Here is a 19,684-nt window from a genome sequence, read left to right as displayed (position 1 = left end):
GAGCAAGGCTGCCTCCCGCGACGAGGACCTTCGTCGAAAGAAGTTGGAAGGCATCGGGAACACCCGAGACTTAAAACCCGTTCCGATCCCCCTGGGCAATGCAAAGTAGTGAGGCCGCTGTGGGATTTTTCGCTCAATTCTTCGCTTGGCTGAACATACAAGTCGCTGACTATGTCAGTACGAACACGATTCGCGTGGCCGCCGCAATAGAGCCCGCAGCCGTCACCCTGGCCACGATCTACGTGATGATGTGGGGCTTCCTATGCCTGACAGGTCGGGTACAAGAACCCATCTGGGAAGGCATCAGGCGAATCGTGGTGATTGGCCTCATCCTTGGCTTCGGCCTTCGACTGTGGAGCTACCACGAGATCATCACGAACACCTTCTTCACAGCGCCTGATCAGTTGGCCGCGGCAGTCATAGGCGCACCATCGATTGTCGGAGTGATTGATCAAGTCTGGCTAGACGGAACCGCGATTGCCGAACATCTGCTCAAGAAAGGAAGCGTCCTAGACAGCGACTTCGCCTTCTATGCAGCGGGGTTCCTCGTTTATCTGCTTGTCGGTTTGTCCGTCGTGGTGACAGCCTTCATGTTGGCCCTATCCAAGGTTGCCATCGCCGTCCTTCTTGCTCTCGGTCCGGTGTTCATCGTCATGCTCTTCTTTGATGCAACTAAGCGATTCTTTGAATCGTGGGTTGCGCAGCTCGCAAACTATGCGTTCATCGGAATCCTGACGCTCTTCACCTCCGCCCTCTTGCTGTCGGTGCTACGCGCCTATGCGTCAAATGCCGCTACGTCGGGAACTGGCATCACCATTGCGGAAAGTGCGAGAGTTTGCCTAGCGGCAGCCCTTGTGTTCTTGGTCATGAGGCAGGTAATGCCGATCGCTTCAGGGCTCGCAAGCGGTGTTGCTCTCAGCACCTATGGCACCGTAAGTGGCGTGATCGGCTGGGGCATGGGCGGTGCCCGTCGCTCCACCTACGAGTTCGGCCGCGGCGTACTCGACGGACTCCGCCGCGACCCTGGCAGCAAATGGGACTCACTGCGCCGGTTGGCCGGCAATCGCCTCGGCGCAGGCGTCTCAAACACATGGGATCGGATCGGCGGTTCCAGGCGTGGCGGCACGGTAGTGCCTCGGGAGCAGGTGATGCCCAATCCGAACACCCTGCGCTAGAGAAGTGGAGGACAAGATGAGGCTGGTCCCTCTGATTCTCTCGATCATCACGCTGCTCTCGTCATGCGGAACGCGGCCCCCGTTGCCGCCCGAGTGCGAAGGAGACTTGAGCCCGATCAACGCCCAGGCCGATGCATCCATGCGAGGAGCGATTCATGAATCGCGGGCCAACCCTTGATCGATACCTGCAGGAGGCCCAGAGCTGGGAGATCGATCGCGCACGTCGCGCGGCTCGATCCTCAAAGCTGGCGTGGACCGTCGCGGCCATTGCCTCCGTCATCGCATTGCTGGCCGTCGCCGCGGTTGCCGGTCTCACGCCCCTGAAGCAGCCGATACCCGTCGTCATTCGCGTCGACAGCAGCAGCGGCATCGTCGATGTGGTTCCGCCCTACGAGGGCACCACGGACATCGAGCAGGTCGTGACCCGCAACCTTCTGTCGAACCATGTGATCGCCCGCGAGCGGTACTTCTACGGAACGGCCGAGGCCGACTACGAACTGGTCGCTGCACAGAACTCCCCGCGTCTGAATCAGGAATGGGCCGCGCTCTGGAACACCAACAACCCGCTCTCACCCCTCAATCTCTTCAAGGACGGAACGACCGTTCGCACGCAGATCCGCTCGGTGACCTTCCTCAAGCTCGAGAGCGGCCGGGACAAGCTCGCCCAGGTCCGCTTCAGTCGCTTCACCCGCCCGGGAGCTACGGGGGAAGAGCAGGCCAGCCACTGGGTATCGACCATCGAGTTCGCCTACACGCAGCCCTCCAAGGACGACAAGATCCGGTCACTCAATCCGCTGGGTTTTCGCGTCGTGGAGTATCGGCGCGAGCCGGAGGTGGCGACGGGCGTGCTTCCCGGCGGCAAGGGAGACACGCGATGAGCCGGGCCCTGACGACCCTCTTCATCGGCGCCTTGACGGCGATGGCGGTCCTTTCGCCAAACGTCGAGGCTGGCACGGTACCACCGGCGGGTACCGTCGATGCGCGCATTCGCGTCGTTGCCTACAACCCGGACGACGTGGTCGAGTTACAAGGCTACGTGGGATTCCAAATCCACATGCAGTGGGCCGAGGGAGAGGAGTTCGTGAACCTCGGGTCCGGCGACAACGGCGCCTTCGACGTGGGCGCCGAGCGCAATCACTTCTTCATCAAGCCGAAGGAGGCCCATGCGACAACGAACCTGACGGTGCTCACCAATCGCCGTGCCTACCACTTCGACTATGTCGTCTCGGCGACCGCACCCACGGGCAAGGCGGCACGTCGCATGGTCTATTCCATCCGTTTCACCTATCCGGAAGAAGACGCCCGGGCCGCGGCCGCCGAGCGCGAGCGGCTCTTGACAGAGGCTCGCATGAAGAATGAAGTCGCCGAGCGCCCGCGCAACAGCGACTACTGGTTCTGCGGCAGCACCACCCTCAAGCCGATGAGCGCCTACGACGACGGCGTGCAGACCCGGCTTCGCTTCCAGACGCGGTCCGAGTTCCCCGCCATGTTCGTCCAGAACGACGACGGCTCCGAATCGCTGCTCAATTTCAACATCGAGGACGACGAGGTCGTGATCCACCGGATCGCTCGACGCTTCGTGCTCCGACGCGGCAAGCTGGTCGGTTGCGTGGTGAACCAGTCGTTTGCCGGCGGCGGAGCGCTCAGCCGCTCGAACACCACCGTGCCCGGCGTAGCGCGCACCACGCCAGGAGCCGCGCCATGAACGGGAAGGATCGCCTCCAACGCAAGCCGGATGACCTCGGCAACCGCGATCGCCAGCCGCAAGACCAGCCACCGACCGTCGACCAAGACACCGGGGAGATCCTGTCCGGTCACGGCGAGCAAGGGGGATCCGACGAATCCTCGCCCGGGAATGCGCAGGCCCACACGGTGCAGGGCGAGCGCGCCATCCCCTCGGTGAACCGTGAGCGCTCGATCCAGTCGCGCGTGAGCAGCAGCCTTGCACTGGGCACCATCGTCCTTCTCGGGGCCGGCTTCCTGTTCTGGTACTACAACACCCAGTATTCCCGCACCAAGGACGCCGAGGAATCCACCCGAAAGGCAGCCGCAGCTCGCGCGGCCGGCGAAATGAAGGTGCCGCCGCTGGGCCGCATCGATCCCCCGATCGCCCGGTCGGCGACGAAGGCCGGCACGCCATCGCCGGCGTTGCCACCTCCGCCTCCGCCTGCCACCTCGAGCAGTGGCGGTCCGCCGGACAAGACCCCCGAGCAGTTGGCGCTCGAGCGCCAGCTTGGCATCCCGGTCCTTCGCCGCGCGCAGACGACCTCCGCAACTGGAGCGGCCAACACGCCCGCAGCTGGAGCCTTCGCCGCTGCGCCGCAGATGCCGGGGATCTCGCCAATGGCCACGGCACCGGGCATGACCCCCGGAATGGCCCAGCTGCTCGGTTCCCTCCAGGCGCCGACAACCTCTCCGTCTGGAGGCGGTGGAACCCTGGCGGCGATGCTGAAGCCGACCCCGACGCCGGCCGTGACCGCGCAGCTGCTGCCGACCCGCCGCATGCTACTCCCCAAGGGCGCGTTCATCGATTGCACGCTCGAGACCGCGATCGATTCCACCTACGAAGGCATGACGACCTGCATCGGCGCCAGCGACATCTATGGCGCCGACGGCAAGGTGGTGCTGCTGGAGCGCGGAACGAAGTTCGTCGGCGAGCAGCGCGGCGAGCCTCGCCAGGGACAGGGGCGTGTCTTCGTGGTGTGGAACGAGGCGCGCACGCCCACGGGCGTCGTCGTTCAGCTTGCGTCCCCCGGCACGGACGAGCTCGGACGCAACGGCCTGCCCGGCTTTGTCGATACCCACTTCTGGCAGCGCTTCGGCGCCGCGATCCTCTTGTCCGTGATCGACGGCACCATGCAGGCGATCGTCGCCAATCAGCAGAGCGGCACCAACGTCGGCAGTGGCGGCGGCGTGGTGCTCGGCCCGCAGGGCAGCCGCGACGTGATCGCCGAGGTGCWTCGCAACACCATGTCGATTCCKCCGACTGTGATCAAGAACCAGGGCGAGCGCATCCAGATCCTAGTTGCGCGCGATGTCGATTTCAGGGCCGTCTATGCACTCCGCAGCGATCCAGACCGCCCCTGACACGGTCCTTCCCGAGATCGCCACTCCCGCTTTCTCGAGGCGTGCGGGCCGGGGTGAGCCTGTCCACGACGAGCCGTCGTCACTGGCACTCTTCCTCGGACCGTTGTGCGCCCTCCTCGACAATGCGGAAGTCACCGAGATCTGCATCAACCAACCCGGCAGCGCCTTCGTCGAGCGCCAGACCGGATGGACCCGCGAGCCGCTGCCCTTCGCGACCTTCGATTGGTGCATGTCGATCGCCAAGCTGGTGGCCAATTTCACGCGTCAGCGCATTTCGGCGAGCGAGCCGCTGCTGTCGGCCACTCTCCCCGGCGGCGAGCGCATCCAGATCGTGCTGCCGCCAGCTACCGAAGACCACACCGTCTCGATCACGATCCGACGCCCGTCGAACGTGCTTTGGAGCCTGGAGGAGCTCGACGGGCTGGGCATGTTCGAGTCGACTCGAAGCGTCCCGGTTGCCTGTTGTCCCGTCGCAACCGGCACGGTTCCCTCGCCGGAAGATCGCGAGCTCATGCAACTGCTGGGCGAGCGGCAGATCGTCCGCTTCCTGCGCCGCGCCGTGCAGCTGCGCAGGAACATCCTGCTGTCCGGTGCCACTGGATCCGGCAAGACGACACTGAGCAAGGCACTGATCCTTGAGGTGCCGCCGGAGGAGCGCCTGGTCACGATCGAGGACGTCAAGGAGCTGTCGCTGCGCAATCAGCCGAATCACGTCCGGCTGTTCTATTCGCAGGGTGCCCAGGGGCAGGCGGCCATCACGCCGGGGCAACTCCTCGCGAGCGCCAAGCGGCAGCGGCCCGACCGCATCTTCGTTTCGGAACTGCGCACCGGCGACGAGGTGTACGACTACCTGGTGTCCGTCAACACCGGCCACCCGGGCTCGATCACGAGCGTACATGCGGACAGCGCCCAGATGGCCTTCGTGGCGCTCGCGCAGCTCATGAAGCGCAGCGACGCGGGTCAGGGCATGAGCACCCGCGAGGGGGTCGAACTGGCGCAGCTGAGCATCGATGTGGTGGTGCAGTGCGCGCGCGACCGCCAGCGGCGCATGGTGACGGAGATCTGGCATGACCCTGAAACCAAGCTCAGAGGCCTTGCGTAGCCCGTTGAAAGTGACGGTCGCGCTGCTGTGCGCGGCGGTGGTCGGCCTGTACCTGGCCGGCTACTTCTTCCTGATGGCCGTGAAGCTGCCGCCCCATCAGGCCACGCCGCTGACCGCCTGGCGCTACTGGCAGGGCTACGGCGAACGGCCCGACATCCGGCGCGCGCTGATCATGGCGTTGGCCGGTGGCCAGGGGCTTGCGTTCGGTGTGGTCGGCTTCGCGATGCTGTCGCGCCGCCGACCCCTGCATGGCGACGCACGGTTCGCGACGAAGCGGGAGATCGCGAGAGCCGGACTGCTCGGCGAGCACGGCATCATCCTCGGGCGCCTCGGCAACCGCTACCTGGTGCTGCCGGGCCAGCAGGGTGTCGAACTGGAGGCGCCACCGCGCAGCGGCAAGGGCGTCGGCCTGGTGATCCCCAACCTGCTGAACTGGCCGGGTTCCACCATCGTCAGTGACATCAAGGGCGAAAACTTCATGCGTACGGCCGGCTACCGCGCGGCGCATGGCCAGGAGGTGCATTTGTTCGATCCGTTGTCGGAGCGCGAACGATCCGCGCGCTGGAATCCGTTGGGCTACGTCTCGAGCGTGCCCTACCGCTGCATCGACGACCTGCAGCGCATCGGCACGATGCTCTTTCCGGACCCGCACGCAGGCGACCCGTTCTGGACCTCCTCCGCACGCTCGCTGTTTCTCGGGATCGCGCTGTACCTGTTCGAGACCGAGGGCGCGACCCGCACCCTGGGGGAGGTTTTGCGCCAGGGCATGGCGAGCGACGACGAAGGCTTCCAGAAGCACTGGAAGCGCGTGATCGATGCCTGCGAACGTGCCGGCTACCCGCTTTCCCAGGAAACGGTGCAGAGCCTCTACGACGTCATCGACCTGGCGCCGACCACCGCCTCGAGCATCCGCAAGACCTTCACGAGCCGGCTCGACCTCTGGCTCAACCCGATGATCGACGCGGCGACGTCTGCCAATGACTTCGACCTGCGCGAACTGCGCAAGCGCCCGATCTCGATCTACGTCCAGATCAACCCGGACAACATCGCGCGACTGCAGCCACTCCTGAACCTCTTCTTCCAGCAGGCGATCGGCCTGCAGACGCGCGAGCTCCCGGAAAACAACCCGGCGCTCAAACTCCAGCTGCTGCTCATGCTGGACGAGTTCCCGGCGCTCGGGCGCATTCCGGTGATCGCCGAGTCCACCGCCTTCCTGCCGGGCTACAACGTGCGCACCGTGATCATCGTGCAGTCGAACTCGCAGCTGATCGAGAAGTATGGGATCGAAGGGGCGAAATCGATCCGCAAGATGCTGGCCGCGCGCATCGTCTTTCCGCCGAAGGAGTTCGACGATGCCGAGGCGGTGTCGCGCGAACTCGGCACCTGCACGGTCCGGCAGAAGAACATCAGCCGCCCCATGTGGGGCGGCGCCGGCAAGTCGCCGACCGTGAGCATCAGCGAGCAGCCGCGGCGGCTCCTGCTGCCGCAGGWGGTCAAGGAGCTGGGGACGAACCGGATGATCCTCTTCTACGAGGGCCTTCGCCCAGTGCTCGCGCACCGCGTCTACTATTTTCGCGACCGCTTCTTCGCCAAGCGGGAACGCCCGCCGCCCGAAGTGCCCCTGCTCGACATCGCGAGCGTCACGCGACTGCGGATGGCGCCAGGCCCCCGCCCCCCTCGCCCTGCCCACCCAGGCGCCCACGACGCTGCCAAGGAGGTTCCCGACATGCAAGTCGATCCGACACGCCTCGAAGACCTGGACCTCGAGGATTTCTCCCTGGATTTCGACGATGTCGAGATCCMGAAGGGACCGATGACCGACGCCGAGATCAAGGCCGCAGCCGACAGCTTCATCTCGAAGCTGCTCGACTGACGACGGCCGCAGGAGACCCCCATGGCCCACGATCCGACTGATCCCACCCCTCCGRCAAACTCCAGCCACCACGTCGTCGGCGATCCGGACGGCGGGGCTGGCATGGTGGACGAGCAGCCCCCGCGGCCCGGCRCCGCATCGAACCGCGTCGTGCCGGACGCCGTGGTCCGGCGCTTCCTGCGCATCGACGACCGTTATTTCTTTCCCGATCGCACGCTGGCTTTCGTTGACCAAGGCACGCGGCTCAAGGTGCGCACGCACAACCTCGAGGTGATCCATAGCGTGGTGGCGATCATGCAGGCGCGAGGCTGGCAGGTGGTTCAGCTGAAGGGCACCGAGGCGTTCCGGCGCGCGGTGTGGCGCGAAGCGAGCTTGCTGGACATCGAGGTGCGGGGCTACGCGCCGACGGATCTCGAAAGCCAGCAGTTGCAGCGGGCCCGGGACCGCAGGCCGCCAGGGACAGACGGCGCGGAACGAGGCGGGGAACGAATCACCGAACGCGGCCCAACCGCGACCGAACGGTCCCCTTCCGGACTGCAAGCGCGCGAGATCCGCTCGACGCCCGACGGGCTTCGCCCGCCGGTCACCGGCGAGCTGCTCGCCCACGCAGCGGCGCCTTACCACTTCGATCCGAGTGAGCGCATGTCGTACTACGCGCGCGTGCGGACCCCGGCCGGCGAACGCACGTTCTGGGGCGCGGACCTCGAACGCGCCTTGGCCGAATCCCGTTCGGGTGTACGGGTTGGCGACCAAGTGAGCCTGCGGCAGCAGGGCGGCCGATCCGTGACGGTCCGGGTCGCGCGGCGCAATGAGGCCGGTGAGTTGGTCGGTGAGACAAGGAAGGCCGCGCAGCGCATGGGCTGGACGGTCGAGAAGACGGACTACGTCAGAGCCCTCAGCCGAAAGGCCGAAGTCGTGCGCCAGGGCCAGATGGCCGCGAGTGCCGTGCTGGCCCAGTATCCGGACCTCGCAGGCGCCATGCTGGGCCTGAGACTGGCGCGGCAGTTTGCGCGCCGGCTGACGCAGCGCCCCGACGATCAGCGAAGGGTGGTCGAGGCGATCCGTCACAGCCTCGCCGACGCCGTGGAGCGAGGCGAACGCATCGGCATGCCGCCACCGCGCACGCTGCATGCCCCGGTGCAAGCGCGCGGCCGCACGCCCCCCCGCAGGGACGAACCCGAGCCCACACGCGAATGAAGCGACGCAACCCTGTGGATGACCATGACCGACCACTCGTCCCCTTCGCGCCGTCGACATGTCGCCAGCCGGCTGCTCACTCTGGCAGCGGCCCTTGCGATCGGCAGCGGCCTGCCGCTGGCATCGGCGGAGCGGACGCCATCCCTGCAGATCGAGGCCTTCGCAGCATTCACACCGGGACAGGCGCTCCCCCTGGTGCTCGACACGATCAGCGGCGCGCGATCATCGATCTTCGTAGCTGCCTACGCCTTCACGAGCCGACCGGTCGCTGTCGCACTGCGCGACGCCGCGCGCGCGGGCGTGAAGGTGGTCGTCATCGTGGACGCTGGCGAGGCGACCAAGGACTATTCGGCCGCGCGGTTTCTGGCCAACGAGCGTGTGCCCGTCCGCCTCAATGCGCGCTACGCGCTCCAGCACAACAAGTTCATGGTGGTCGATGGCGCCACCGTGCAGACCGGAAGCTTCAACTACACCGCCTCGGCCGCCAGGCGCAACGCCGAGATCGTGCTGGTGCTTCGGAACGCGCCCGCTATCGCGGCGCAGTACACGACCGAATGGCAGCGTCTCTGGCACGAGGGCACGGACCTGCCCCCGGCCTACTGACCTGAACCTGGCATGCGCGTGACGGTCCGATCATGCTGACCCGCAGCACATCGACCCGCGCGCACCCCCACAAGGCACGCTTCGTGGTCGCCGACGGCAGTCTGGAAGGCCTGAAGTGGCTCGCGCTCATCCTGATGGTGCTCGACCACGTCAACAAGTATCTGTGGGACCAGCGCCTCGTCTTCCTGTTTGACCTCGGCCGGATGGTCATGCCCTTGTTCGGCTTCGTGCTGATGTACAACCTCGCGCGCCCTGGCGCCTGGGCGGCGGGAGTGCACCGCAGAGTGATGTGGCGGCTTCTCGCCTTCGGCGCAGTGGCGACGCCTGCCTACGTGGCGCTTGTCGGCGGGTGGCCGCTGAACATTCTCTGGACGCTGCTCGCGGCAACCGCCCTCGTGGCGCTGCGCGAGGGCGGGGGCCGGACCCGCACGGCGTTGGCAATCGGCTTGTTCATCCTCGCGGGGGCGGTGGTCGAGTTCTGGTGGTTCGGATTGCTGAGCTGCATCGGCGCCTGGGCCTTCTGCCGGCGGCCGACGGCGTTGCGGTTTGCTCTTTGGGCGGCCGCGATCGCATCGCTGGGGGTGGTGAACCGCAACCTCGCGGCGCTCGCCGGCCTGCCGCTCATCTGGGCGGCCGCGCAGGTGGCCCTTCCCGTGAGGCGCTGCCGGTGGCTCTTCTATGCCTTCTACCCCGCCCACCTGAGCGTCATCTGGCTCGTCAAGCAGCTGGCCTGAGCCTCGCTGCCCGTGGTCCGGCCCACGTCAGGGCCGAAAAAGCGCCGAGCCCCCGGGGTACGCCTCCCGCGGCCTGCTATAACTCGCGTCGCCATGGAAAGCCCGATCATCCGATTCCGAATCGACCGCGCGATCGCGAAGGAAGCGTATCGGATGGCGGCCGAGGTCGGCATGGAATTGCCGGACGTGATGCGCATGATGCTGACCAAGGCGGTCCGCCTGCGCAGCTTCTCGATCGACCAGGATCGGGACGCGCCCTCTCGATCTGCGGCAATCCCGCCCGTGGAGGACTACGAACCGCGCTACTGGGACCCGCTGAATGCCTCGCTGGACGCGGAGTTGGCGTTGGCCTTGCTGCACCGGACGATCGCCGATCTGACGACGTCGCTCGACGAAGGTCTGGCCCTGGCAGTTCCCGACGTCCGGCGACTCGAGCGAATACGCGACGAACGCGACGCCGCCTGCAAGCTGCTCGCCGATTTCGACCCGATGAGCGCCACCGACGTCGCACGGATTCTGGCGAGGTACGGTCCTCCTGCCCATCCCACCGTTTCGGGGGCCRCCGAATGACGCGAACGGGCCATCTTTCCGCGTCCGAGCGAGACCGTCTTTACGAGCGCAGGGTCCGACCCGACCTGTTCGCGGGCATCCCCGCGTCCCCCCAGCCGGTCGCGATGTTCGTCGCCGGGCAACCTGGGGCCGGCGTATCGGTGGCCGCAGCCCTGCTGCGGCGCGAGTTGCTCAAGACCGCAGGCCCGGCCATCCATCTCTCGATCGAGCGTCTGACGGCCTACCACCCGGCCAGCCATGCAGACAGCGCCGTCGATTTCCCTGCCATCCAGCCCAACATCGTGCATTGGTTGGGTCGCGCCGTCGAGGACGCGAGAGCGCAGCGCTTGCACATGGTCATCGAGGACGAGCTGGAGGATGCGAGGTCGATTCCGAGGCTGGCGGCCGCGTTGCGCAAGGCCGCGTACGCGGTGCAGGCCGTATTCGTCAGCACCCATCCCGACCTGAGTCGCATCGCGTTGATGGCGCGCTACGACCGGTGGCGATCCCGCGGCTTGCCGGCGCCTTTCATTTCAGCCGCGGCGCACGACGCGGCGCTCGCCAACGTCCGCCATGTGATGGGGCATCTGGAGGATCGCCGGGCCGTGGATGGCCTGCGCATCATCGATCCCCGGGGCGCCCAGTTCTACGAGAACCGATTGACGCAAGGCGAATGGCTTCGCACCACGCGTGCCCAGGTCACGCTGGACGCAGAGCGTGATCGCACGCCGGCGCCGAGGGAACTCGTGCAGACCGCCATGCGGTGGGAGACCTTGGTGCGGCGCCTGGTCCAGGACCCCGTAGTGCCTCGCGACGTGGCGAGCGAGGTGCTGCGATGGCGCGATGCGGCAGTGGCGCGATGCGAAGCAGTTCCTGCGGCCGCCCAGATGCTGCAATGGGCGCGCGAGGGCGCCGCCTTCCGGGCCATGGAACGCAACGAGTTCGTGAAGGAATTTCCCCACCATGCACGGGCCGTGCAATCCCTGGGCCTGGCGATGCTCGAGTCTGAAAAATACCAGGACTACGAGGCGACGCGCCTGGTGCTCCATGCCCGGGAGAACATCGCCCAGCGCATTGAACGCGGCGACATGGCGCGGATCGCGGCGAAAGAAAAGCCGACGGATCCCCCTACGCGCTAGCTGAACCCAAGGCCGCCTCGAGGGGCTCTCCACGCCTTGCCACCAACGCATCCATCAGCGACATGTCGGGTATTTATCGAGACGACGACGGCCCGGCGGGCACTGTGGCGATTCGCATCGCGATCGAAGATGTCGGCGGAGCCAAACAATCTTGCCGTTGGGTGTCGGTTGCAGCGCCATGCCCCGGATCTCCACCATCTCGCGATCTTCGCCGGATCCAAGTCATGCGCCCCTGCACGAAGGGATCAATGTTTGAAACCCGATTCTCGCTGCGCGCGAATTGCCAATATGAAGACCGTCTCAACCTCGGCCAAGTAGCGATACAACGCGACATAGCCTCTAGCACCCCTGCCGATGACCAATTCCCGTTTTCCGTCTTTCACCGGTCTGCCGATTTGAGGACTATGCGCAAGCACTTGGATGGCCTCGATGATTTCCTCGATCCGCTTAGCGATGTCCACCGCGTCGAACTGCGCCATGTGATCCAAGAAGCGATCAAGGTCGTCAAGAACTTCGGGAGCAAGCTCGATTCGAGCCATGACTCGATCAGCGCGAAGGCTGTCGCGCTGACGGCCGGCGCGCTTTCTTGCCGCTAGCGCGGGCCTGCAAATATTCCTTCGCATCCGTCCAGGCCACCGATTTTCCAGTCCGCTTCAAAGCAACCCACCGCTCGTCGGCAATCCGATGCAACTCGTCGTCCGTCTCGATGCGCTCCACCGTCTCGGATAGCGCATCCAGAATAAAGGCATGTGACGACTTTCCGGCTCGCTCGGCAGCCGCCGCGATGCGAGCTTTCAGGGCATCTTCCATTCGGATCGTGGTCGTAGACATGGGCAACTTTCCTGGACCTTCTGAGCGAACCCCAATGTAGCACATTTGTACCACACGAGCCATCGACACCCACCTTCCTCCTTGTGTTGGCAGGCGCTGACGACGCGGTTCAAATTGAACAGATGGTGAGGTGCGCTCTGCAATGACGAAGCGGTGTGCGCCGGAACTGCTCACATCAGGTTCCCCGCCGATGGCCGATTCGCCGGTGTCAAGCGATATCAGCAACTGACCCCACATCGACTTCGAGCCGCCAGCTATTCGAGAGCTGCCGTTGCGGCCTCTGGATACAGGTTGGGGAACAGAATATTGAGCGAAGACATCGGGAACCCGATGCTCAGTTCCGACCGGTGGCCATCGCTCTTCAGCAGCCCGTCGGCCAAGAAGCGCGACACGACCTTGCGAGCTGTGCGCTCTTCAAGGCCGGTCATCCTGATGAAGTGGCCCCGCGAGACCGAACCCGTTGTTGCGACCGTCTGAAGCGGAAAGATGGCCTCTTCCCGGTACTCGGCGATTCCGTCCGTAATCCCGCGCACGAGCACGTAGGCGCGAATGCGATCCTTTAGCTTCGGAAGATCAAGCATGGTGGTCATGAACGTGACCTGGTCCTCGCACAGCTCGATGAAATAGCGGCACCACTCCCAGAGCATCTTCTGGCTGAGGTTTCCACGGCCATCGAGATCACCCTGCCGCGCACTGTCCGCGTTGTCGAGCATTTCGTAGTAGACCTCGCGCTGGCGCGCCAGCGCCCGATTGGGGGACCAGAGGCCACCGCTGAGAGGGAACAGGGCGCAGTGGCTCTGTAACCGGACAGCACGCCCGTTCCCGTCCTCGAACGGATGAGTCCACGCCATGCGGTGGTGGGCGGACGCAATCGTATAGAGAACCGCATCGACGCCCTTGAGCCGGCCATATCGCTCATCCATCTTCGCCAGGAACTGGGGTAGCGACTGCCAGGTCGGAGGTTGATGCCGGCCGACTGCGACGTCGTGCTTGCGAAGCTCCCCCGGCACAACGATGCGTCCATCGTCCGTGCGCCGGTCGTCTTCCGAAAGCCTGCCGTACAAGGCCGTGTGTGCCTTCAGAAGAAAATCGCTGCTGAGGGCTGCCGCCTCCGTCGACACGAGGTGCTCGAGTTCCTGTTCCGCTTCGATGTGCGCAACGGCCACCCGCTGGCGCAGGGCCACGTCGGGCTTTTCGGAAAAGTCGTGCCTGAGCGCGCGCTCGATGTTTGCCGGGTGCGTGCCCTGCCCCTCGATGCTGTTCGAGTAGTACGAGTTCATCGAGCGCACGATCGCCCGCAGGGCATCCCGTGCTTGAGGGCTTGCCGAGGCTCGCAGTTGTGCGGATTTCTCGAAGACGCGGCGGGTTGCTTCAATCAGCCCGTCCAAGTTCTGCGCCGGCAACAGCGGCTCGAACTGATGGGGCTGGTCATAGACCGCGATCGCCTTGGGTTTTTCTGACATGATTTCCGGTTGTGTTTCCGTTATTTTCCATGAAAACCTTATGAATAACAATGGTTTAGAGAAGCCACACCCAATCGATATTCCGGTTCGATTTCTGGTTTTCTTGCCGGCTCGATTGCCCGTTCAGACTCAACCGCGGGGAGAAGCGGTAGCTTCACGCGGCATCGGTCAACAGCCGCCCAGCGTGTGCATCGCCGGGTGATCAGCCGCGGTGAATGTTGTTGCCGCTGTGACCGCAATCCGGGATCGCGCCGGGCCCACCGGGTACATGGCCGTCACGCCGCCCAAGCCGCAGTTCGATGCGACCCCCAAGCCGCTCGCGTGTGGGAGCACTTCCCGCTGTCCGAATTCGCGTTGCCGGTGCGTCCATTGGCCGCGCGCTGGCACGACAACAGCCTCGCCGTTCAGCGGCTTCGCTCACTCCGAGCGGGACCCCGCGCATGGCGCTGTGCCTTCAGGCGTGCCAACAAGCCCTGTACCAAGTGCTCGCGGTCGGCGACAGCCGTCGGCAGTTTCTGCATGAAGCGCTCTACTTGACCCGCCAGATCGGCAAGCCCTTGGCGTCGCAGCGTCTCGGCCGTCGCTCCCCAACCATCCAGGACCTCGGATCGCGTCGCCAGCAGCTTGGCCTTGCCATCCTCCGAAACCACTCGACCTGCCTGCAGGTCTTTGCCAATACCCAGTAGCCGACGCCGCATGAAGCTGGAGTCCTGGGCCGGTCGACCACCAGCGAACCGATCCGTGCTCGCTGCCTGGGTTGTTCTCAAGTCGCGAAGCCGATGATGGATCGGATCCTTCAGGCCCTTTCGAGTCCCCCGCAACTGGCGCGGGGTCGCGTTGGCCGCCACGCCCTCCTCTAGCATCAACGCCGCGAACTGCTCGCGCCACGAGCGCAGCGTCTCCTTGCGCACATACAGGCGCCGACCTGGCTCGAACTCGTGCTCGCACTTGACGACGAGATGCACATGCGGATGGGCCTGGTCCGTATGCAGAACCATGGCATACCGATACTGAAGCGCAAAGTTCTCACGCGCGAAATGCCTTGCGGCCGCCAAGACCTTCTTCGGCGGTGTGCCAGCCGGCATCGACAGGACGATGTTGTGGACCAGCTTGGAGCGCGTGTCCTTCTCGCCATCCTTCGGCTTCGGTCTGTGCTCGCTTCGGCACAGGTCGAGTTGCCAGTCGCCGACAAGTTGCTCGGCGGCGCCGCGACCGCGCATTGCGACGCCATCATCGGTCTCGATGTCGAGCTTCCCGTGGCGGTCAATGTATTTCAGGTGGGCTCGGGCGCCTCCTGTATCGCGCGCGCCGCCGGACACCTTCACCATCACCTCGGGCGTGCGGCTGACCGTTCGCTTCACTTGCTCGACCTGGTCAACGCTCAGCGAAGCGGGTGCACTGGGTCCCCGTCGGCCGTAGCTGACGATGTCGAACTCCATCCCCGCGGTGCGAGGCAAKGTGACGAYGTGCCTAGGCATGGCCGGCCTCCCAACTCTTGAGGTTCGCGCGGACAACGTCGGAGACCCCCGCGCGAACGCTCTCGACGGCCCGACCGACATCGACCAGCAGCTCCGCGAAATCCGCGGTGCAATCGGATTGGCATGGGGACTGCGAAGCCATGGCGCGGAGCTGGCGTCCCATGGATCCCAGAAGGCCAGCCGCACAGCGCAACTCATCCAGTTCCTGCGGTGGCATCACCGGCGTTCCGCGGACATGGGTTCGAACGAGCATCGACAAGTAGCTCGCGGTCTTCATCCGACGGCTTGCAGCCCGCGCATCGACGAGAGCCCGGTCGCCCGGCCGCAAGCGAAGCGTCAGGCGGTCGATGGCGGGACCTTCATCTGCGATGCGAAACAGCGTCGCTCGAACGTCGTGTTCTGGGTTGTCGGCAACCACTTGCTCGATGAGCAACGCGAGCAGCGCCGATTCGGTGACTCCGCGACCTGCCGCAAGGGCAGCGAAACGAGCCTTCGCTTCGCTCGAGGTGCGGGTGCCGACAACGGCAGTTCGGTTCGCGCTGGTCATGGTGAACGACGGAACGTTAACAATGTCTGACGCCAGTCTATCCTGCCCTCAAAGCCAAACAAGGCCTCAGCGTTCGACATGCCGAACATCTACCTCGCTCCTTACAGCTTTAAGCTTGGAGGCACTCAATGGGCAAATCTGGGACCCGTTCGGGCATGCCGAACAACGATGACCCGCCTGAACGCATGCGAACGTTCTCACGATGCCTCGAAGCAGCGCATCTCGATGTGTTCGGCACGCGAACACCGTGTGCGTGTCCCGTCCAGGAAGCCGATGCGGCGTCGTTTGTTGCCGGCATGTTCGGCACGCCGAACATCGTCGACAACGAAACTTCATGGGACTGCGACATGCTTCACGAGTGCGCTTCGCGGCTTCGATTCGAAGCTGAGGCCGCAGCGCTCGCCGCCGATAAGCTGCGTCCATGATCACAGAGGACCATCCAGAACTCGCCGCCGGCGCAGCCACCGCGGCGCACCATGAACGACCCTGTGCGGGCCACACGCACTCGTCGCGATCCGCGTGATCGGCATCAGGCTGCGGCTCACGGGCCCCGACGGCCGCGCCTATGTGCCCGGAAAACCCATCGATGTGTTCGACGGCGAAGCCTTGATCGGACGCGTGCAGTCGGTGACGCTGAGTTCCGACGGAACCGAGGTGCTGGTCGAGAACTTCATGACCGTCGACTTCGAGGGTTTTCGGGCCGGCGCATTGCCACGGCTCGTGCTGGCCGAAGTGGTGAATTTCATCGCCGAGCGTCATCCATCCGTCCACATGATCGGCATCGAACTGAGCCGGGACGTTCCCGAATTCGTGGGTCGGGAGGCGTCGCTCGCCTCATATCGGTCCGAGATCCTGCAGAGCATCGGCGTACGGAATATCCGGGTATCACCGAAGCCTCAGGGCGGAAGGATCGGCTGTCTGGCCGTGACGGGCATCTGGCACTACGACGGCGCCAGTGTGGCCGCCCTCGCCGCAGCGTTGCGAACGCAGCGCGCCGCCTACCGCGACGCCAAGCCCGCGATTCCATCGAAGCCGCGAAGCCGACTGGACCGACTGCTGCGCAGGAAGCCCTGAACCGTGTCTGCGCCGAACAGGCAGCCTCGCAGTGCCTCGCTCGACGGTGCGAAGCCGGGCTCGCTGTTCGGCATGCCGAACGTCGGCGACGAGGGAGCCCGCCAGCGGTCGCCGACGGGCCTGCCCGAGAAGCGGGATCAACCCGCCCGACCCTTCTTCGCCCTTCCCTCCCGAGCACGCTCGGCGCGTTCGAAGGCGACGCGCTGCTTGACTGCCGCGTAGTAGCACCAGGCCACATCGACGGTCTCTCGCGATCGCAGGCCTTTGGCACGAAGCTCGATCACGCCGCCCACGATCGTCACCATCACCGCGCGAAGCCCACGCTCGCGCACCAACGCCGAAGTCTCCCGGGTGACCGGCTTGACGGATTTCGTGGCCATCATTCGCTCCAGCGGGCGGCGAGACGACGGGCGATCTCGACGTGACGTTCGGCCTCCGTCAGGTGCTCGGCGATCTCGCGCAGGTCGGTGTCAGGCGCATGCCGCTCGCGGGTCTGTTCGATGCCGAGCACGGCCAACTGCAGCAGCTCTTCGCACTCGCGCGTTCGCCGGCACAGACAGTGTCCTTCGAATCGACTCAGCGCCGCGCGGGAGGCTGCTTCGGTGGCAGCTCCGGCCGTTTCAGGGGTGGGCTTGCGCGTTGCCATGACGACCTTCCTCCGCGGTGGGGCCCGACGTACGCGCGGGTCCAGGATGTGCAGGGTCATCGAGTGGCACAGGCGTGAGCTGCCTGAAGCGCCCGATGTGAGCGTCCGGCCGGAGGGCCGGCTGGAACCTGGTTTGAAAGCCCGTGGGTCGGGTGGGCGTGCCGGCATCGGAATGAACCACGATGACGACGGCGGCCCCGGTGAGGCAGACCACTGCGGTGGCCCACAAAGTGAGTGAAGTCCGGATGTTCATGAAGGGCTCCTGGGGGAAAGGATGGAAGCCGCATGCCCCTCGGAGGACGAGGCCTCCGAACCGGGGCAGCGGGCAGAGGCAGGTCACGCGTCGTCGGGGCCTTCGCCGTTCACGGGCGCATGGACGATCCGCAGCGGACCCGGCAGCCAGCGTGTGCCTTCGAGCTGTCGGGCGCAGTAGGCGGTGAGTTCGGTCTTCTTCATCATGGCGACGGTGTGGGTCGCGTCGACACCCGTGGCCTCCTTGACGGCCTCGAGCGCCTTGGCCTTGCTGACACTGGACAGGTAGGTCGTCGGGKTCGGGAGCCACCAGTTGGCCATGTCGATGCCGAGCGCCTTGACGATCGCATCGCTCTGGTCGCGCGAGCGTTCGCGGCCCGCCACCGCGTCGATGCTCCGCGCGGTGCAATAGGCCAGCAGGTCGAGCAGCGTCTCGCGGTCTTGCCCGAGCAGCCAGTCGAACATCGCCTCCGGGTTGCCCGGCAGCCGGTCGCCCCACTGCGTCTCGGCTGGGCCGAGGATCGCGCAGGCCGGGGAGTTCTCGTAGCCGGTCGCGATCTGCGCGAGGCTGTAGTCGCTGGTCGGACGCACAGTCACCTTCACCACATCGTTGCCCCGGCCGTACTGGCCGAAGACGGTCTCGGCCATTCGGTGGACAAGCGTGACCAGGGCCACCTGCGGGTTCTGGGTCAGTGCGGCCTGAATGGCCGCGGTGCGGTGGGCGGTCAGGTCGCGCATGAGCTTCTCGCTGAACTCGGGGCGCTTGCGCGTGTCCTCCGTGGCCCCCTCGTCCCTGCCTTCTACCGTGCCGCTCCTCGACAAAGAGTCGGGGCCGCCAGCACCCGGCCCTGCGCCCGCCTTCCGGTCCTCGGGTCGGATCAGGCCACGGTGGACAGTCACCCGTCCGGCGTGGTCGATGCGAAGCAACGCGCCGGTGCGCGCCATCTGTTCAGGCGTCCACGCACGCAAGGTCGCACGCGCGGTGTCGAGCCGGTCGTCCAGGTCGTCCAGGGCGGTGGACAGGCGCTGTTCCTCGGCCGCGTAGTTGTCGGCGTCCGGGTCCCCTCCGTCCTCGTTCCTGTCGTAGGCCTGGGCCAGACGGTCGCGCTCGGCTTCCATCGCCTCGATGGCTTGCGCTTCCTCCGGTGTCGGTTCGCGCTCGGCCTGCGCCTCGCTGCCATAGCTGCGCAGCACGAGGTGGTCGCCCTCGGTCAGGCAATCGGCCCAGCCCCAGCCTTCGGCGCGCACCTCCTCGGCCAGGGCGAGCAGCTTCTCCATCGCCAGGATCTGCAAGAGGGTGGGATCGTCCAGGTAGACGCTCCTCGCATCGTCGTCATCGGCAAAGAGGTCACGCCGCACCCGACCGCCCCGGGCCTCGTAGGCTTCAATGCCAACGAACCGGGCCAATCGACTGTCCCCCGCGCAGGACTGTTCGGTGAGCAAGCGCCGGATCGTCCATGCATCGCGGTCGTAGGCCGGCAGGCCATCCCAGACGGCTTCCTGTGCCGCATGGTCCTCTGTCAGCGCGAGCGCCTGCAACTGGTCCGGCTCGATCTCGTCGGTGCGGTACATCGCGAGGAACCGGGGGGCAAGGCGGGCGAGCTTCAGGCGGCGCTCGACCGTCAGCACGCTCACCCCGAAGCGGCCCGCGACCTGTGCGACCGTGAGACCTTCCTCGACCAGTGTGCGGAAAGCCTCCATCTCGTCGGCGGGATGCATGGCTTCGCGGCCCGAGTTTTCGGCGAGCGACACCTCGGCGGCGCGGGCATCGTCGTAGAGCCTGCACTCCACGGGCTGCGAGGCGTTCCACCGGCCCTCGGCGACGAGCTGGTGCATGGCGCGCAACCGGCGGCCGCCGGCCACCACCGCGAAGCCCCCATCCGCCTGCGCGACCACCGCGAGGCGCTGCAGCAGCCCCTGCGACTCGATGAGAG

Annotated in this window: 21 protein-coding genes; 13 read left to right on the top strand and 8 right to left on the bottom strand. The window is 65.7% G+C overall.

Annotation, left to right across the window (positions count from 1 at the left end):
* Window positions 1–119: 119 nt before the first annotated feature.
* The 11 genes from AC1D2K_RS10180 to AC1D2K_RS10130 all read left to right on the top strand — a co-directional run bounded on the left by AC1D2K_RS10180 (window position 120) and on the right by AC1D2K_RS10130 (window position 11,459).
* A complete protein-coding gene (locus tag AC1D2K_RS10180; RefSeq protein WP_478088498.1) occupies window positions 120–1,175 on the top strand; it encodes a TrbL/VirB6 family protein in 1,056 nt (351 codons plus the stop codon).
* Window positions 1,176–1,330: 155 nt separating this feature from the next.
* Complete coding sequence (locus AC1D2K_RS10175; protein WP_478088496.1) at window positions 1,331–2,053, top strand: VirB8 family type IV secretion system protein; 723 nt, start codon at window positions 1,331–1,333, stop codon at window positions 2,051–2,053.
* Window positions 2,050–2,880 (top strand): TrbG/VirB9 family P-type conjugative transfer protein, encoded by an 831-nt coding sequence (locus tag AC1D2K_RS10170; protein WP_478088494.1) that lies wholly within the window; start codon window positions 2,050–2,052, stop codon window positions 2,878–2,880. The genes AC1D2K_RS10175 and AC1D2K_RS10170 overlap by 4 nt, the downstream gene beginning before the upstream one ends.
* Complete coding sequence (virB10, locus tag AC1D2K_RS10165; protein ID WP_478088493.1) at window positions 2,877–4,262, top strand: type IV secretion system protein VirB10; 1,386 nt, start codon at window positions 2,877–2,879, stop codon at window positions 4,260–4,262. The genes AC1D2K_RS10170 and virB10 overlap by 4 nt, the downstream gene beginning before the upstream one ends.
* 103 nt (window positions 4,263–4,365) lie before the next feature.
* Window positions 4,366–5,364 (top strand): P-type DNA transfer ATPase VirB11, encoded by a 999-nt coding sequence (virB11, locus tag AC1D2K_RS10160; protein WP_478088490.1) that lies wholly within the window; start codon window positions 4,366–4,368, stop codon window positions 5,362–5,364.
* Window positions 5,330–7,237 (top strand): type IV secretory system conjugative DNA transfer family protein, encoded by a 1,908-nt coding sequence (locus AC1D2K_RS10155; protein ID WP_478088489.1) that lies wholly within the window; start codon window positions 5,330–5,332, stop codon window positions 7,235–7,237. The genes virB11 and AC1D2K_RS10155 overlap by 35 nt, the downstream gene beginning before the upstream one ends.
* Before the next feature lie 21 nt (window positions 7,238–7,258).
* Window positions 7,259–8,434: an LPD7 domain-containing protein gene (locus AC1D2K_RS10150; RefSeq protein WP_478088488.1), complete on the top strand. Its 1,176-nt coding sequence runs from the start codon at window positions 7,259–7,261 to the stop codon at window positions 8,432–8,434.
* A gap of 24 nt (window positions 8,435–8,458) precedes the next feature.
* Window positions 8,459–9,037: a phospholipase D family nuclease gene (locus AC1D2K_RS10145; RefSeq protein ID WP_478088486.1), complete on the top strand. Its 579-nt coding sequence runs from the start codon at window positions 8,459–8,461 to the stop codon at window positions 9,035–9,037.
* Window positions 9,038–9,069: 32 nt separating this feature from the next.
* Window positions 9,070–9,771, top strand: a complete 702-nt coding sequence (locus tag AC1D2K_RS10140) for a TraX family protein (protein ID WP_478088484.1) — start codon at window positions 9,070–9,072, stop codon at window positions 9,769–9,771.
* 93 nt (window positions 9,772–9,864) lie between these two features.
* A complete protein-coding gene (locus tag AC1D2K_RS10135) occupies window positions 9,865–10,341 on the top strand; it encodes a hypothetical protein (protein ID WP_478088483.1) in 477 nt (158 codons plus the stop codon).
* On the top strand, window positions 10,338–11,459 hold the full coding sequence (locus tag AC1D2K_RS10130; protein ID WP_478088481.1) for a zeta toxin family protein: 1,122 nt from the start codon (window positions 10,338–10,340) through the stop codon (window positions 11,457–11,459). Before AC1D2K_RS10135 ends, AC1D2K_RS10130 begins: the two co-directional genes overlap by 4 nt.
* Before the next feature lie 245 nt (window positions 11,460–11,704).
* Here AC1D2K_RS10130 and AC1D2K_RS10125 read toward each other — a convergent pair whose 3' ends face one another.
* The 5 genes from AC1D2K_RS10125 to AC1D2K_RS10105 form a co-directional block, all read right to left on the bottom strand.
* Window positions 11,705–11,998, bottom strand: a complete 294-nt coding sequence (locus AC1D2K_RS10125; protein WP_478088479.1) for a type II toxin-antitoxin system RelE/ParE family toxin — start codon at window positions 11,996–11,998, stop codon at window positions 11,705–11,707.
* Between the two features lie 7 nt (window positions 11,999–12,005).
* The gene (locus AC1D2K_RS10120; RefSeq protein ID WP_478088477.1) at window positions 12,006–12,290 is read right to left on the bottom strand and encodes a ribbon-helix-helix protein, CopG family; all 285 of its coding nucleotides are present in this window, start codon (window positions 12,288–12,290) and stop codon (window positions 12,006–12,008) included.
* 254 nt (window positions 12,291–12,544) lie between these two features.
* Window positions 12,545–13,753, bottom strand: a complete 1,209-nt coding sequence (locus AC1D2K_RS10115; RefSeq protein WP_478088475.1) for a Fic family protein — start codon at window positions 13,751–13,753, stop codon at window positions 12,545–12,547.
* A 404-nt stretch (window positions 13,754–14,157) separates the two neighbouring features.
* The gene (locus AC1D2K_RS10110) at window positions 14,158–15,192 is read right to left on the bottom strand and encodes a relaxase/mobilization nuclease domain-containing protein (protein WP_478088474.1); all 1,035 of its coding nucleotides are present in this window, start codon (window positions 15,190–15,192) and stop codon (window positions 14,158–14,160) included.
* A gap of 31 nt (window positions 15,193–15,223) precedes the next feature.
* A complete protein-coding gene (locus AC1D2K_RS10105; protein ID WP_478088473.1) occupies window positions 15,224–15,778 on the bottom strand; it encodes a hypothetical protein in 555 nt (184 codons plus the stop codon).
* A gap of 155 nt (window positions 15,779–15,933) precedes the next feature.
* On the opposite strand from AC1D2K_RS10105, the gene AC1D2K_RS10100 reads away from it, so the two are divergent.
* Together AC1D2K_RS10100 and AC1D2K_RS10095 are read left to right on the top strand one after the other, a co-directional pair.
* Window positions 15,934–16,203: a hypothetical protein gene (locus tag AC1D2K_RS10100; RefSeq protein ID WP_478088471.1), complete on the top strand. Its 270-nt coding sequence runs from the start codon at window positions 15,934–15,936 to the stop codon at window positions 16,201–16,203.
* Window positions 16,204–16,366: 163 nt separating this feature from the next.
* Window positions 16,367–16,852 carry a hypothetical protein gene (locus AC1D2K_RS10095; RefSeq protein WP_478088469.1) on the top strand — a complete coding sequence of 162 codons (486 nt, stop codon included), beginning with the start codon at window positions 16,367–16,369 and terminating at the stop codon, window positions 16,850–16,852.
* A gap of 137 nt (window positions 16,853–16,989) precedes the next feature.
* On the opposite strand, the gene AC1D2K_RS10090 is transcribed toward AC1D2K_RS10095, so the two are convergent.
* The 3 genes from AC1D2K_RS10090 to AC1D2K_RS10080 all read right to left on the bottom strand — a co-directional run.
* Window positions 16,990–17,232, bottom strand: coding sequence for a hypothetical protein (locus AC1D2K_RS10090; protein ID WP_478088467.1), 243 nt, complete (start codon window positions 17,230–17,232; stop codon window positions 16,990–16,992).
* Window positions 17,232–17,498: a hypothetical protein gene (locus AC1D2K_RS10085; RefSeq protein ID WP_478088465.1), complete on the bottom strand. Its 267-nt coding sequence runs from the start codon at window positions 17,496–17,498 to the stop codon at window positions 17,232–17,234. The genes AC1D2K_RS10090 and AC1D2K_RS10085 overlap by 1 nt, the downstream gene beginning before the upstream one ends.
* Window positions 17,499–17,834: 336 nt before the next feature.
* The coding region (locus AC1D2K_RS10080; protein WP_478088464.1) for a ParB/RepB/Spo0J family partition protein at window positions 17,835–19,684 on the bottom strand (1,850 nt) is incomplete at its 5' end.

Source organism: Variovorax sp. P1_H12_2 (genome assembly GCF_056405335.1).
Note: the sequence above shows the minus strand (reverse complement) of the source record. Positions and strands in the feature narration are given on the sequence as shown.

Coding starts and splice junctions, on each gene's coding strand:
- AC1D2K_RS10175 (WP_478088496.1), top strand. CDS start 1,331: ATGAATCGCGGGCCAACCCTTGATCGATACCTGCAGGAGGCCCAGAGC.
- AC1D2K_RS10170 (WP_478088494.1), top strand. CDS start 2,050: ATGAGCCGGGCCCTGACGACCCTCTTCATCGGCGCCTTGACGGCGATG.
- AC1D2K_RS10145 (WP_478088486.1), top strand. CDS start 8,459: ATGACCGACCACTCGTCCCCTTCGCGCCGTCGACATGTCGCCAGCCGG.
- AC1D2K_RS10140 (WP_478088484.1), top strand. CDS start 9,070: ATGCTGACCCGCAGCACATCGACCCGCGCGCACCCCCACAAGGCACGC.
- AC1D2K_RS10130 (WP_478088481.1), top strand. CDS start 10,338: ATGACGCGAACGGGCCATCTTTCCGCGTCCGAGCGAGACCGTCTTTAC.
- AC1D2K_RS10125 (WP_478088479.1), bottom strand. CDS start 11,998: ATGGCTCGAATCGAGCTTGCTCCCGAAGTTCTTGACGACCTTGATCGC.
- AC1D2K_RS10120 (WP_478088477.1), bottom strand. CDS start 12,290: ATGTCTACGACCACGATCCGAATGGAAGATGCCCTGAAAGCTCGCATC.
- AC1D2K_RS10115 (WP_478088475.1), bottom strand. CDS start 13,753: ATGTCAGAAAAACCCAAGGCGATCGCGGTCTATGACCAGCCCCATCAG.
- AC1D2K_RS10110 (WP_478088474.1), bottom strand. CDS start 15,192: ATGGAGTTCGACATCGTCAGCTACGGCCGACGGGGACCCAGTGCACCC.
- AC1D2K_RS10105 (WP_478088473.1), bottom strand. CDS start 15,778: ATGACCAGCGCGAACCGAACTGCCGTTGTCGGCACCCGCACCTCGAGC.
- AC1D2K_RS10100 (WP_478088471.1), top strand. CDS start 15,934: ATGCCGAACAACGATGACCCGCCTGAACGCATGCGAACGTTCTCACGA.
- AC1D2K_RS10090 (WP_478088467.1), bottom strand. CDS start 17,232: ATGGCCACGAAATCCGTCAAGCCGGTCACCCGGGAGACTTCGGCGTTG.
- AC1D2K_RS10085 (WP_478088465.1), bottom strand. CDS start 17,498: ATGGCAACGCGCAAGCCCACCCCTGAAACGGCCGGAGCTGCCACCGAA.